At 62.6% G+C, this 14,073-nt stretch carries 8 protein-coding genes, 2 tRNA genes and 1 rRNA gene; 7 read left to right on the forward strand and 4 right to left on the reverse strand.

Annotated features, from left to right (window positions below):
* Nucleotides 1-4: 4 nt before the first annotated feature.
* Nucleotides 5-976, reverse strand: a complete 972-nt coding sequence (locus A9974_RS06035) for a glycosyltransferase family 9 protein (protein WP_183003249.1) — start codon at nt 974-976, stop codon at nt 5-7.
* Between the two features lie 104 nt (nt 977-1,080).
* Here A9974_RS06035 and msbA point away from each other — a divergent pair, with 104 nt between their 5' ends.
* The 3 genes from msbA to A9974_RS06050 all read left to right on the forward strand — a co-directional run bounded on the left by msbA (nt 1,081) and on the right by A9974_RS06050 (nt 5,105).
* Nucleotides 1,081-2,856, forward strand: a complete 1,776-nt coding sequence (msbA, locus tag A9974_RS06040; RefSeq protein ID WP_183003250.1) for a lipid A export permease/ATP-binding protein MsbA — start codon at nt 1,081-1,083, stop codon at nt 2,854-2,856.
* Nucleotides 2,857-2,900: 44 nt separating this feature from the next.
* The gene (locus A9974_RS06045) at nt 2,901-4,718 is read left to right on the forward strand and encodes a monovalent cation:proton antiporter-2 (CPA2) family protein (protein WP_183003251.1); all 1,818 of its coding nucleotides are present in this window, start codon (nt 2,901-2,903) and stop codon (nt 4,716-4,718) included.
* A gap of 234 nt (nt 4,719-4,952) precedes the next feature.
* Nucleotides 4,953-5,105, forward strand: coding sequence for a hypothetical protein (locus A9974_RS06050; protein ID WP_255468050.1), 153 nt, complete (start codon nt 4,953-4,955; stop codon nt 5,103-5,105).
* A 60-nt stretch (nt 5,106-5,165) separates the two neighbouring features.
* On the opposite strand, the gene A9974_RS06055 is transcribed toward A9974_RS06050, so the two are convergent.
* A complete protein-coding gene (locus A9974_RS06055) occupies nt 5,166-6,311 on the reverse strand; it encodes a diguanylate cyclase (RefSeq protein ID WP_183003253.1) in 1,146 nt (381 codons plus the stop codon).
* Between the two features lie 133 nt (nt 6,312-6,444).
* On the opposite strand from A9974_RS06055, the gene A9974_RS06060 reads away from it, so the two are divergent.
* Complete coding sequence (locus tag A9974_RS06060; protein WP_183003254.1) at nt 6,445-7,917, forward strand: sensor domain-containing diguanylate cyclase; 1,473 nt, start codon at nt 6,445-6,447, stop codon at nt 7,915-7,917.
* Nucleotides 7,918-8,127: 210 nt separating this feature from the next.
* Here A9974_RS06060 and A9974_RS06065 read toward each other — a convergent pair whose 3' ends face one another.
* Nucleotides 8,128-8,829 (reverse strand): DUF3053 domain-containing protein, encoded by a 702-nt coding sequence (locus A9974_RS06065; protein ID WP_183003255.1) that lies wholly within the window; start codon nt 8,827-8,829, stop codon nt 8,128-8,130.
* A 342-nt stretch (nt 8,830-9,171) separates the two neighbouring features.
* Nucleotides 9,172-10,635: a ribonuclease G gene (gene rng / locus A9974_RS06070; RefSeq protein WP_183003286.1), complete on the reverse strand. Its 1,464-nt coding sequence runs from the start codon at nt 10,633-10,635 to the stop codon at nt 9,172-9,174.
* Nucleotides 10,636-11,953: 1,318 nt separating this feature from the next.
* Here rng and A9974_RS06075 point away from each other — a divergent pair.
* From A9974_RS06075 to A9974_RS06085, 3 genes are all read left to right on the forward strand, one after another.
* Nucleotides 11,954-13,484: ribosomal RNA gene (locus A9974_RS06075) — 16S ribosomal RNA — on the forward strand.
* Between the two features lie 134 nt (nt 13,485-13,618).
* Nucleotides 13,619-13,695: transfer RNA gene (locus A9974_RS06080), tRNA-Ile, on the forward strand.
* A gap of 33 nt (nt 13,696-13,728) precedes the next feature.
* Nucleotides 13,729-13,804, forward strand: a tRNA-Ala gene (locus A9974_RS06085).
* Nucleotides 13,805-14,073 lie beyond the last annotated feature (269 nt).

A 14,073-nucleotide genomic window follows, 5' to 3' on the forward strand; every position in this document is an offset into this window, starting at 1 on the left:
CCGTTTACTGCGCACCGTCCAGCAGCAGATTGGCCTGCTGTTCCACGGTTTCGATGGACGGCCACGCCGTCTCCGACCCGACGCACACCGCCCGAGGCGACCACGGGCCGGTGCGGCCCGGACGGGTGACGCCGAACAGCGTCAGTTCCCGGGCGGCGGCCGCCGCGGCGACGTGCGACACGCCGGAGTCGTTACATATCACCAGCGCCGCCCTGGCGGTCAGGGCAGCGAACGCGCCCAAGGACAGGGGAGGCAGCAACTGCGCCGTCGGCGCATTGCGCCGGGCTTCGTCGGTTTCCGCCGGAGGGGGGCACATTACCACGGTATGGCCCCGTGCCTGCAGTGCGCGGGTAAGTGTATCGAATCCTGGCCATACCTTGATCTTGCCCCGGTGCAGGCCGGTAGCGGTGGGGGCGATCAGCACGAAACGCTGGCCCGCCAATCCGGCCGCTTCCAGCGCCAGCAACGCGGTGCTTTCGTGGACAGGCGTCAGCGGCAGGTCCAGCGTGGGGCCCGGCTCGGCCGGGCCGGCGGGCAGGTCCCAGCGGGTCAGGGCCTCGCGCGTCAGGTGGTGCCAGGACTGCACGGCGTGCAACGCCGCCTGCGGCTTGGCCACCGGCCAGCGCAACAGGAAGCTGCGGCCGTCATCCCGGTAGCCGGCCGACGGCAGGCCCGCCAAGCGGAACACCAGGGCGCTGGACAGCGAATCCGGCAGCAGCAGCCCGCGCGCGCGGCGGCCATCGGCCCCCAGGCTGCGGCGGTGGGCGCTGACCTGCGCCCGATCTGGCCCCACTTTTCCCAGCATGGGAATGAAATCCCGCTTTTGCACGCCGTCCAGCAGGTCGCGGGCCCAGGGACGGGCGCATATCACCAGGGGCACGCCGGTGGCCTGCAGGGTACGCAGGCTGGGCAGGCTCATGCAGACATCACCCACCCAGTTGGGCAAGCGGACGTAAAGGCAACTGATTTCGGACATGGACAGGCGCGGTGCGCATCAAAGGCTGAAAGAAGGGAGGGGGCCGCGCCGCAGCGCGTAGCCGGTACAATCCCGGGCACAATTGTATTAAAGCGAGTGATTCCTTGAATTCTGCCGCACGCAACGCGCCCGCGGGCTCTCAGCCCGTCAAAGCTGAACTCTGGAGCCGCATCTATACCCGGGTCGGTTCCTACTGGAAGGGGCTGGTGCTGGCGACCCTGCTGATGGCCGGCGCCGCTGCCACGCAGCCCACGCTGGCCGTCATTATGAAGCCCTTGCTCGACGATGGCTTCGCGGGGACCAAACCCTATTATGTCTGGGCGCTGCCGCTGGCGGTGGTCGGATTGATCTTCGTGCGCGGCGTCTGCAACTTCTTTAGCGATTACCTGCTGGCATGGGTCGCCAACAACGTGTTGCTGGGCATGCGGCGCGACATGTTCGAGCGCCTGCTGGGCCTGCCCGACGCCGATTTCAAGCGCGGCGACACCGGGCGCCTCTTGAACCGCTTCACCATCGACGCAGGCAACGTCACCGGCTACGCCACCGACGTCATCACGGTGCTGGTGCGCGAAACCCTCGTCGTCATCGCCCTGATCTGCGTGCTGCTGTACATGTCGTGGGTGCTGACCCTGATCATCCTGATCATGCTGCCGGTGTCGGTGCTGATCGCCCGGGTCTTCATCAAGCGCCTGCGCCGCATCAACCGCGAAATGGTCAACATGAACGCCGAACTGACTCGCGTGGTCAGCGAAGGCATCGACGGCCAGCGCGTCATCAAGCTGTTCGACGGCTATGAAGTCGAACGCGGCCGCTTCGATTTCGTCAGCACCCGCCTGCGCCGCTTCGCCATGCGCACCGCTACCGCCGACGCGGCCCTGACGCCCCTGACCCAGGTCTGCATCTCGATCTCGGTGGGCGCGGTCATCGCCGTGGCCCTCAGCCAGGCCAACAGCGGCGCACTCACGGTCGGCAGCTTCGCGTCCTTCATGGCCGCGCTGGCCCAGATCTTCGATCCCATCAAGCGCCTGACCAACCTGGCTGCCCGCATGCAAAAGATGCTGGTGTCGGCCGAAAGCGTGTTCACGCTGATCGACCAAGTGCCCGAAGGCGATACCGGCACCCGCGAGCTGCCCGAGCCCGTGCGCGGCAAGGTCGAATTCCGCAACGTCACGCACCGCTTTACCGACGCCGACCGCGACACCGTCAATGACGTGTCCTTCGTCGTCGATCCCGGCCAGACCGTGGCCCTGGTGGGCCGCTCCGGCAGCGGCAAGACCACGCTGGTCAACATGCTGCCGCGCTTCGTCCTGGCCGATACCGGCGCCATCTTCGTGGACGACGTGCCCATCAACGACCTGAAGCTGCGCAGTCTGCGTTCGCATCTGTCGCTGGTCAGCCAGGACGTGGTGCTGTTTGACGACACCATCGCCGCCAACGTCGGCTACGGCGCCTTGGGCCAGGCCAGCGAGCAGCAGGTGCGCGATGCCCTGGCAGCCGCCAACCTGCTCGAATTCGTCGAAGGCCTGCCGCAAGGCATCAATACGCCCGTGGGCGAAAACGCCGCCCGCCTGTCCGGCGGCCAGCGCCAGCGCCTGGCGATCGCCCGCGCGCTGATCAAGAACGCGCCCATCCTCATCCTGGACGAAGCCACCTCCGCGCTCGACAACGAGTCCGAGCGCCAGGTCCAGGCCTCGCTCGAGCGCCTGATGAAGGGCCGCACCACGTTGGTCATCGCGCACCGCCTGTCCACCGTGCAGAACGCCGACCGCATCATCGTGCTGGACGCCGGCAAGATCGTCGAGCAGGGGCCGCACGCCCAACTGCTGGCCGCCAATGGCCTGTATGCGTCGCTCTACAAGATGCAGTTCCGCGAAGACTGACCCCGCGCGCGGCGCCTCGGCGCCGCGCCACCCTGGAGCCGACCATGTCCCTGCCCGCCGAAGGCAACCAGCTCGTCAACGTCGTGGTCTTGCTGGGGGCGGCGGTGGTGGCCGTGCCCTTGTTCAAGCGCCTGGGGCTAGGCTCCGTCCTGGGATATCTGGCCGCCGGCCTGGTGATCGGGCCGTTCGGCATCGGCTGGTTCTCCGATCCCAAATCCATCCTGCACGTCGCTGAACTGGGCGTCGTGATGTTCCTGTTCATCATCGGCCTGGAAATGCAGCCGTCGCGGCTGTGGAAGCTGCGCGGTGAAATCTTCGGACTGGGTGTTGCCCAGGTGCTGGCCTGCGGCGCGCTGTTGACCGTGGTCGGCCTGGCCGCCGGCCTGTCGGGCGCTGCGGCGTTCATGGCGGCCATGGGCTTCGTGCTGTCGTCCACCGCCATCGTCATGCAGATCCTGGCCGAGCGCGACGAAACCGCCAGCGCCCAGGGCCAGCGCATCGTTTCCATTCTGCTGCTCGAAGACCTTGCCATCGTGCCGCTGCTGGCGCTGGTCGCGCTGCTGGCCCCGCCCGGCGGCGGCGAGCATGCCGATCCCTGGCTGCAATCGGCCATCGCCATCGGCTGCATCCTGGCTTTGCTCGCCGCGGGGCGGTGGCTGCTCAATCCGCTGTTCCGGCTGCTGGCCGCGGCACATGCCCGTGAGGTCATGACGGCCGCCGCTTTGCTGGTAGTGCTGGGGGCGGCGCTGGTCATGGAACTGGGCGGCCTGTCCATGGCCATGGGCGCCTTTCTGGCCGGCGTGCTGCTGTCCGAGTCCACCTTCCGCCACCAGCTTGAAGCCGAGATCGAGCCCTTCCGCGGCATCCTGCTCGGCCTGTTCTTCCTGGGCGTGGGCATGTCGCTGGACCTGGCCGCCGTGGCCCGCGAATGGCAGCTGATCCTGGCCGGCGTGGTGATCTTCATGGCGGTCAAATCGGTCGGCGTATACGTGGTTGCCCGCATGCTGCGCGCCGGCCACGCCGAAGCCCTGACCCGCGCGGCCCTGCTGGCCCAGGGGGGCGAATTCGCTTTCGTGCTCTACGGCGCCGCCGCGGCCGCCGGCATTTTCGACGCCCATCTGGCAGCGGTGCTGATCGCCGTGGTCATTATCTCCATGGCGCTGACGCCTCTGTGCGTGCTGGCCCTGCGCTGGCTCCTGCCCAAGCCCGCGCCTTCGATGGACGGCGTGGACGTTGCCCAGGACCTGGACGGTTGCGCCCTGATTGTCGGCTTTGGCCGCTTCGGCCAGATCGTGACCCAGGCCATGCTGGCGCGCGACCTGAAAGTGTCGATCCTCGACACCGATACCGACGCCATCCGCGCCGCCGCCAAGTGGGGCGTCAAGGTGTATTACGGGGACGGTACCCGGATCGACATGCTGCGCACGGCGGGCGCCGAAAACGCCAAGGCCATCCTGATCTGCATCGACAATCCGCAGTCGGTCAGCCACATGGTCAAGCTGATCAAGTCCGAATTCCCGCTGGTGCAACTGGTGGTCCGCGCCTACGACCGGATCCACTCCCTGGCTCTGGCCAAGGACGGCGTCGACTACCAGGTCCGCGAAACCTTCGAATCGGCGCTGGTGTTTGGCGAAGCCGCGCTGCGCGCCATCGGCGTGCCCGCCGACGAGGCGGCGGAAGTGGTGGCGGACGTGCGCAAGCGCGATACCGACCGGTTCGACCTGGAAGTGGCGGGCGGGCTGTTCGCCGGCCGTTCGCTGCTATACGGCAACATGACCGGGCCGGCCGACGGCAGGAACGACCAGCTGGACCGCGAAACCGCGGGCCCGGCCTCTCATTCCGAGCCCGGCGCGCCCGCCTGAAACCTGCCGGTGCGCCGTAAATCGGGTGCTCCCCCGGGGATGACAGACTTATTACCGAGTCTTTGCATTACTTTACGCATCATTTCACGCGCAAGTCCGATCGGCTGAGGTAGATTGGTTTCCAACGGCGCTTCGCTTCCGAAGCGCGTTTGCCAGGGGGCTGCCATGCTGCAATCGGAGCGGATTTCCACGACCCCGCAAGCTGTCGGGCTTGAACTTGCACGGCGTCAAGCCATGACCCTGCGTTGCGGGTTTTCCGCTGGCGCCATGCGCCAGCTCGGCATCGCGTCCGGCCAGGCCTGGGCCATCAGCGCCCATCGGGAAACGGACAAGGCGCGCGGCGCCAAGGCCTTTCCCTTCCGGATCGCCGCGGCCGTCGCGTCTTGAAGGCGCGGCCAGGGCGCTGTTAGCCCTGGCGGCCGCCAGTCCACCGATGGGGCAGGCGGCCTACAGCTGGGCCATTGCCGCCCGGCTTTTCCCGGCCGACTTGGCCAGATACAGGGCGCGGTCGGCCGCGTGCAGCACGGCGGCGGTATCGGCGCCGTGGCGCGGAATCAGCGCAATGCCGATGCTGCCGCCGATATAGACCGGCATTTCCTGTTGTAGATCATAGGGTTGCCGGACGCTGTCGATGATCCGGTCGGAAAAGCGCCGGATGTCCTCGTTGCCATCCAGCCGTATCAGCAACACGAATTCGTCGCCGCCGATGCGGCCGGCTTCGGCGCCGGGCGGCTTCAAGGCCAACAGGCGTTCGGAAACCTGCTTGAGCAAGGCGTCGCCGGTGCCGTGGCCGTAGGTGTCATTGACCGCCTTGAATCCATCCAGGTCCAGGTACAGCACGGCGAATTCGGCCGCGCCCTGGCTGGCGCGCCCCACCGCCTGGTCCAGCGCGTGGAACAGGCCATAGCGGTTCAGCAGTCCGGTCAGCGAATCTTGCCGCGCCTGCCGTTCGTTCTCGCGTTCGGCCAGCATGGTCGCCACCAGCATGCCGTTCAGCCGGTACGAAGCCATCGACATCGAAATCATGTACAGCGGCACCTGCACCAGCACCAGCCAGAAGATGGGTTCCTGCGTGAACAACGCGGCCAGGGCGCACGGCCCCACGCTCAACGCCACCATCGCCGCCGACAGCCGCGGCGCGCCAAAGTTGCGCACGCAGATGCCGCCCACCATGGACGCCGCCGACAGGCAGGCCAGGGTCGCCGCGATCCAGTCGCCGCTGGTCAGGCTGATGAAGGTGCCGTAGCCCACACTGCCGGCCCAGCACAGCGCCAGTACCACGTACAGGTCGGTTGGCGTCGGGCGCCGCGTCAATGCCAGGCGCCGGGCCGACACCAGCACCACGATGCGCGAGGCGCAGACCAGCGTTTCAAGGCCCAGCCACAGCAAAAACAGGGGCTCGGGTCGCCGCAAGGTGATCAGCGCCGCCACCAGGAGCGTGTTGATGATGCCGCCGAAGAAAATCGGCAGCGAGCCAAATAGTCCGCCCACCAGCGCCACCCGGATGTCCTGCGGCACATTGCGCCCCGGGTTCACCAGCCACTGGGTGAACCGCAGGTTCGGCAAGCTGTAAATCCTGTCCTGGGTGTTCATAGATTCGTTCAATAGGAACGGGGCAAGCCGCTAGCGCCGGGCGGCCCGAGGCCATCTTGCCTGTCAACACGCGCTTGCGGCATTATGGCCCCAAAAAAGCACGACACCCCCGCGATCGCGAAGGAGCGCCGCATTGAAGTCCCATGGGTTACTACACCGCAGTCTGTACGCCCTGGCCGGGCTGATCGCGATCGGCATCTGCGCCGCCGCGGTCGCGCTGCTTTGGATCGACCGCCGCGCCACCTGGCACCAGGCTTACGTGGCGGCAAGCAATCTCACCGAAGTCCTTTCCGCCGATATCAGCCGAACTATCCGTGTCTACGACCTGTCGTTGCAAGGTGTCATCGATCGCCTGCATGAACCGGGCATCCAGGACGCGCCGCGCCCCATGCTGCAACGCCTGCTGTTCGATCGCGCGGCCAGCGCTGAATTCCTGGGCACCATTCTCATCCTGGATCGTGACGGCAATGTGCGGTACGACTCGCAAAGCCTCGACCCGCCCAAGGTGAATTTCGCCGACCGCGATTTTTTCCAGGTCCATCGCGACAATCCCGATGTCGGCATGTACATCAGCCGCCCATATCTCAGCCGGTTGCGCGACGGCGATGAGAGCATCGGCATCAGCCGGCGGCTGTTCAATCCGGACGGCAGTTTCGCCGGGGTGGTCACGGGGTCGTTGCGGCTGGCGTACTTCCGCGACCGTTTCTCGGGGTTGTCGATCGGTCCGAAGGACATCATCACCATTTTCCGTGACGACGGCACGGTCATCGCGCGCACGCCGTATTCATCGCAAGACCTGGGGGCCGACATTGGCCAGGAACTGGACTTCCAGCAATTCCTGATCCGCCGCGACGGCGCCTTCGTCGGCGTGCTGGCGCCCGACGGTGTCAACCGGCTCTACACCTTCGACCATGTGCCGGGCACGCCGCTGGTCATCGATGTGGCGATGGCGGTGGAGCAGGTGCTCGAACCCTGGTGGCGGCGCGCGATGCTGGTCATTCCCATCACCTTTGCGCTGTTCGCCTCCGTGATGGCGCAGATCGTCCTATACCGCCGCGAAACCAGGCTTCGCCAGGAGGTCGAAAGCCAGCTCGCCAAAGAAGCCCAAACCGATGGTCTGACCGGGATCGCCAACCGACGTACCTTTGACGAGACGCTGCAGCGTGAATGGCTGAGCGCCGGCCGCGAAGGGCAGCCGCTGTCCTTGCTGTTCCTGGATGCGGACCGGTTCAAACGCTACAACGACCGCTATGGCCACCAGGAAGGTGACGAACTGCTCAAGATCCTGGCGCTGACCCTGCGCGGCAAGGCCCGCCGCCCGCGCGACCTGGTGGCGCGTTATGGCGGCGAGGAATTCGTGGCCTTGCTGCCCGGCACCCCGCAGGAGCGCGCCATTGAAATTGCCGAGGCCATCCGTCAGGCGGTCGCCGGCCTGCGCGCCCAGCACGAAGACAACGAGGGCGGCATCGCCACCGTCAGCATCGGCGTGGCCACGGCCATTCCCCAGCCGGGAGAAGCTTCCGCCACATTGGTGGAAGCGGCCGACGCCGCGGTCTACCGCGCCAAGGAAGCCGGCCGCAATCGGGTAGTGGCTGCCGGCGATTGACCGGGCGGTTGCCGGTGTCATCATGATCCGGCAACCCGGCAACCCGGCAACCCGGCAACCCGGCAACCCGGCAACCCGGCAACCCGGCAACCCGGTCATCCGGCAACCCGGTCATCCGGCGTGGCCGTTGAGTCCGGCCCAATCCCGATTGCGCGCCCCAAAAAGAAAGCCGCGCAAGGCGGCTTTCTGTAACGCAACCGTGGTCAGGGGTTATTTGCCCATCATCACGGCTTGCAGACGGGTTTGCGCCTGCTGCACCTTCTGCGCCTGAGCAGTCAGTTCCTGCACCAGCTTGTTCAGCTCGGCCTGTACGGTCGGATCCTGCACACGCGCCACCGGACCCGACAGGTCGATCTGCGACTTGTGCGCTTCCACGTAGTCGGCGATGGCCAGGCTGCTGTCCAGTGTGCCGGTGATCTGCGGCAACACTTCGCGGAAGGTATTGGCCGGCAAGGTCACCGTCTTGTCGTAGGCCTTGTCGTACACCGCCTTCAAGTCGTCAGGCTGCTTGAGCTGCGCGCGCGCGGCATCCGCCTTGGCCTGTTCCTTGGTCAACGCCTCGCCCATGTCCTTCAAGCCGGTCTGCACCGCCTTGATATCGTCGCGCCGGGTCACCACATCGTTCAGCGAGCGCATTGCGCCCTTTTGCATCAGGTTGCCCATGGGCTTGACCGACGCATCCATGCCGGTATTGAAGTCGGTGATCACGGCGTACTGCGACGCGTAGTCGCCGAAGGACTTCTTCTCTTCATCCGTCAGCTTGGGCACGCGCACGCCAGGCTTATCGACGATGCGGGTTTGCAGGAACTGCATGAACGCGGCGCGCTGCTCGGGTTCTTTGCTGCCGCAGGCGGCCAGCATCAGCGGCAATGCCAGAGCCAGCGCAAGGATCGGACGGAATAGGGATTTCATGGGGTGATTCTCCGAAAGCATAGGAAAGGGCGCGGCCCGCTTACGTCGCGGTCGGCCCAGCCGGTGGCGAGAATATCGGGTCGCTGCTTGCCTTGCCACGGGTTTCAAACTTCATTTCAATCGAAGTGTCGAGATACAAACTTCACACAGATTGACGTGAAAACTTCGCTGGTAACTGCTAGGCGCCGGCCTAAGCCCTGACGCCAATGCTGGCGTTTCCTTGCGGTCCCGCTTGACCAGCCGCACTTAACCCGGCGTGCCTGGCCGGTCGCACCTATAGCGGGCCACGCGCAAAATAAAACCGCCCGAAGGCGGTTGTGTGGGGGGAGGGGGCGCCGCAGCTCAGACCAGAATGATGTCGTACTTCTCTTGCGTATACGTGCTCTCGACTTCCAGCGACACGCGCTTGCCTACGAAGTCGCCCAGCATCGCCAGATGCTGGCTTTCCTCTTCCAGAAACAGGTCCACCACGTCCTGCGACGCCAGGATGCGGAATTCTTTCGGATTGAACTGGCGTGCTTCGCGCAGGATCTCGCGCAGGATCTCGTAGCAAACCGTACGCGGCGTGCGCACATTGCCGCGCGATTCGCACATCGGGCAGGGCTCGCACAACTGGTGCGCCAAGGAGTCGCGGGTCCGCTTGCGCGTCATCTCCACCAGGCCCAGCTGGGTAAAGCCGTTGACCGTCATGCGGGTGCGGTCGCGCGACAGCGCCTTCTTTAATTCCGCCAGCACGGTTTCCCGGTGTTCCTGCTCTTCCATGTCGATGAAATCCAGGATCACGATGCCGCCCAGATTGCGCAGCCGCAACTGGCGGGCGATGGCCTGGGCCGCTTCCAGGTTGGTCTTGAAGATGGTGTCGTCGAAATTGCGGCCGCCTACGAAGCCGCCGGTATTCACGTCCACGGTCGTCAGCGCTTCGGTCTGGTCGATGATCAGGTAGCCGCCCGACTTCAGGTCCACGCGGCGCGACAGCGCCCGCGCGATCTCCTCATCCACGTTGGCCGTATCGAACAGGGGGCGCTCGCCGCTGTAGTGCTGGATGCGGTCCACCACCGAAGGCGTATAGATGCGGGCCCATTCCAGCATGGCCGCGGTCGTGGTGCGCGAGTCCACCAGAATTGCGCCGGTCGATGGCCCCACCATATCGCGCAGTACGCGCTGGGCCAGCGTCAGGTCCTGATGCAGCAGCGCCGGCGCCGGTTGCGTGCGAGCGGCCGCCTGCACGCTGGTCCACAGCTTGCGCAGGTATTCCAGGTCCGCGGTCAGTTCTTCGTCGTTGGCGCCTTCGGCCTGGGTCCGCACAATGAAGCCGCCTTTCTCTTCCGCGGGCATCAGCGCCTGCAGCCGCTCGCGCAACTGAGTGCGTTCGGACTCGGAGTCGATCTTCTGCGAAATGCCGATGTGCGGATCGTGCGGCAGGTACACCAGCATGCGTCCGGCCATGCTGATCTGGGTCGACAGCCGGGCGCCTTTGGTGCCCAGCGGATCCTTGACCACCTGGACCATGATGGTCTGCCCCTCGAACAGCAGCTTCTCGATGGGAGTGGGGGTCAGCCCCTGGCTGCGCTCGCCCCGGTTCTCGCGCAGATCCGCGATGTGGATGAAGGCCGCGCGCTCCAGGCCGATATCGATAAAGGCGCTCTGCATGCCGGGCAGCACCCGGACCACCCGCCCCAGGTAGATATTGCCCACGTGCCCGCGCTGGATGCTGCGTTCCACGTGCAGCTCCTGCACCGACCCTTGCTCGACCAGCGCGACGCGGGTCTCGAACGGTGTGATGTTGATCAGGATATCTTCGCTCAACGCGATGGTTGGGGGCATGGGGGCATCTTCTCCGGTGTGGTGGCGCGCGCGGGCAGAGCGCCAAGGCGAATAGTAAACGTACCTATGGGACAGGCAAGTCGATGGTTCAACTCTATCTATATAGGCACAAGTTCAGCTATCTATATATAGGAGGCTGCATGGATGCAAGTTCCCCTATCTAAGTTCCCCTATATATAGAGGGCTGTCCTGTGGTGTAAGGCAGTCAACCAGGTTGCCGGATGGGATTGGCACGTGTAGCGGACAGACCAGGCAGCTGGACGAGACAGGCTGACGGGCTGACAGGCTGGCGGGTGAGGCGGATGAGGGGGGGCAGGTCAGCGGTTTCGGCGCTCAAAGCAAAATTCATCGAGCTTTTTGCGTCCGGCGTGTGACAAGCCGAAATTCTGTGCTATAGTCTCGCTCCTTCGCAGTTCAAGCAGTTTTGTGAGCAGCGAGGCCAAGCAAGTGCAACGGATCGGGACGCAAGCGCGAACGGATCTGCCGCAGGGCTCCAAGGCGATGGGTTGGCAACAGCTCTCGAACCAGCAGTCAGCGGGTTTTGCAAAAGAGGGTGCAAATCAGGCAGAAGCCAGTTGCACAATCTGCAAAAATTGTGCTATAGTCTTGGGCTTGGCTGGTGACAGCGAATCAGGGTTTGCCCGGTAGGGTGGTCTGAATCAAGTTGCTAGTCATCTGGGCGGTAACCAACCTCTGGGGTGTCCCGGGGCTGCTGCGAAAGTGAAGCGATTCACGAAAAGCGGCGGGGTTGCAAGATAGGATGCAAATTAGGCAAAAGCCGGTTGCATAATCTGCAAAAGTTGTGTTATAGTTTCAGGCTTGGCAGTTGCCGAAAACTTAGGGTTAACCCTGATATTTCGATAGCTGCTAGGGCGAGACCTGAAGGGGTCGCAAGGCAGGGCGGCAGGTTGAGTTGAAAAACGAAAGTTTTAAGACGAAACGAAGCTGACTTGACAAGCGATAAAAACTTCTTCATAATCTCGTTTCTCTGCTGCAACGACAGCGACGACGCGAAAGCGAAGTTAGCCGAAGTTAAGGGCAGAAGGCAGTAAGAAGTAAGCGCAGTACAGAATTTAGCAGTGCCGCTCTTTAACAATTAAACAACCGATAAGTGTGGGCGCTTGATGCGAGTGCAGTGACCGGGTTTTAAACCCCAGTCACAAGCACAATGAAATCAAGTGCTCACTAGAAGTGAAGTACCTTAGACGTCAAGTTTAAGAACATACCTCACTTCCTTTGAGTAGCGACGTATGACTCGACCCTTTTCGGGGGTTAAGAAATACGAACAAATACAGAGATTAAACTGAAGAGTTTGATCCTGGCTCAGATTGAACGCTAGCGGGATGCCTTACACATGCAAGTCGAACGGCAGCACGGACTTCGGTCTGGTGGCGAGTGGCGAACGGGTGAGTAATGTATCGGAACGTGCCTAGTAGCGGGGGATAACTACGCGAAAGCGTAGCTAATACCGCATACGCCCTACGGGGGAAAGCAGGGGATCGCAAGACCTTGCACTATTAGAGCGGCCGATATCGGATTAGCTAGTTGGTGGGGTAACGGCTCACCAAGGCGACGATCCGTAGCTGGTTTGAGAGGACGACCAGCCACACTGGGACTGAGACACGGCCCAGACTCCTACGGGAGGCAGCAGTGGGGAATTTTGGACAATGGGGGAAACCCTGATCCAGCCATCCCGCGTGTGCGATGAAGGCCTTCGGGTTGTAAAGCACTTTTGGCAGGAAAGAAACGTCCCGGGTTAATACCCCGGGAAACTGACGGTACCTGCAGAATAAGCACCGGCTAACTACGTGCCAGCAGCCGCGGTAATACGTAGGGTGCAAGCGTTAATCGGAATTACTGGGCGTAAAGCGTGCGCAGGCGGTTCGGAAAGAAAGATGTGAAATCCCAGAGCTTAACTTTGGAACTGCATTTTTAACTACCGAGCTAGAGTGTGTCAGAGGGAGGTGGAATTCCGCGTGTAGCAGTGAAATGCGTAGATATGCGGAGGAACACCGATGGCGAAGGCAGCCTCCTGGGATAACACTGACGCTCATGCACGAAAGCGTGGGGAGCAAACAGGATTAGATACCCTGGTAGTCCACGCCCTAAACGATGTCAACTAGCTGTTGGGGCCTTCGGGCCTTGGTAGCGCAGCTAACGCGTGAAGTTGACCGCCTGGGGAGTACGGTCGCAAGATTAAAACTCAAAGGAATTGACGGGGACCCGCACAAGCGGTGGATGATGTGGATTAATTCGATGCAACGCGAAAAACCTTACCTACCCTTGACATGTCTGGAATTCCGAAGAGATTTGGAAGTGCTCGCAAGAGAACCGGAACACAGGTGCTGCATGGCTGTCGTCAGCTCGTGTCGTGAGATGTTGGGTTAAGTCCCGCAACGAGCGCAACCCTTGTCATTAGTTGCTACGAAAGGGCACTCTAATGAGACTGCCGGTGACAAACCGGAGGAAGGTGGGGATGACGTCAAGTCCTCATGGCCCTTATGGGTAGGGCTTCACACGTCATACAATGGTCGGGACAGAGGGTCGCCAACCCGCGAGGGGGAGCCAATCCCAGAAACCCGATCGTAGTCCGGATCGCAGTCTGCAACTCGACTGCGTGAAGTCGGAATCGCTAGTAATCGCGGATCAGCATGTCGCGGTGAATACGTTCCCGGGTCTTGTACACACCGCCCGTCACACCATGGGAGTGGGTTTTACCAGAAGTAGTTAGCCTAACCGCAAGGGGGGCGATTACCACGGTAGGATTCATGACTGGGGTGAAGTCGTAACAAGGTAGCCGTATCGGAAGGTGCGGCTGGATCACCTCCTTTCAGAGCTAAAGTGCTCGTGTTAAGTGTCCACTCTTATCGGTTGTTTGATATATAGCTGGGATCGGTTGTGGGCTTGGGTAGAGGGATTCCTCCCTGTGTCCATGGCATCCTGACTACTGATCCGAGAAGGTTTTGGGTCTGTAGCTCAGTCGGTTAGAGCACCGTCTTGATAAGGCGGGGGTCGTTGGTTCGAATCCAACCAGACCCACCAAGTATTTCTGCGCAGGTGACTGTGTTGGAATATGGGGGTGTAGCTCAGCTGGGAGAGCGCCTGCTTTGCAAGCAGGATGTCATCGGTTCGATCCCGTTCACCTCCACCATTGATTCTTGGGCTTGGTTTTCAAGCGATCGCCTGGTGGTGTCGTGTAGAGGCTAACTCATAGCGTCGTGTGCTGATAAGCGCACGGTCTTATGAGTTAGGTTTTACCTAACAGCTATATTCGTTCTTTAACAATCTGGAAGAAGCACAACGAAATGTACTTATCAAGTACTCGGCGCAAGCTGATGAAGATAAGTACGGGTTGTGATTGCATTATTTTGTTCCAAGTTCTCAAGACTGAAGTGATTCACTTCAGACTGCTTTGAAACT

It is taken from the genome of Achromobacter sp. UMC71 (genome assembly GCF_014170305.1).
GTDB lineage: Bacteria > Pseudomonadota > Gammaproteobacteria > Burkholderiales > Burkholderiaceae_B > Achromobacter.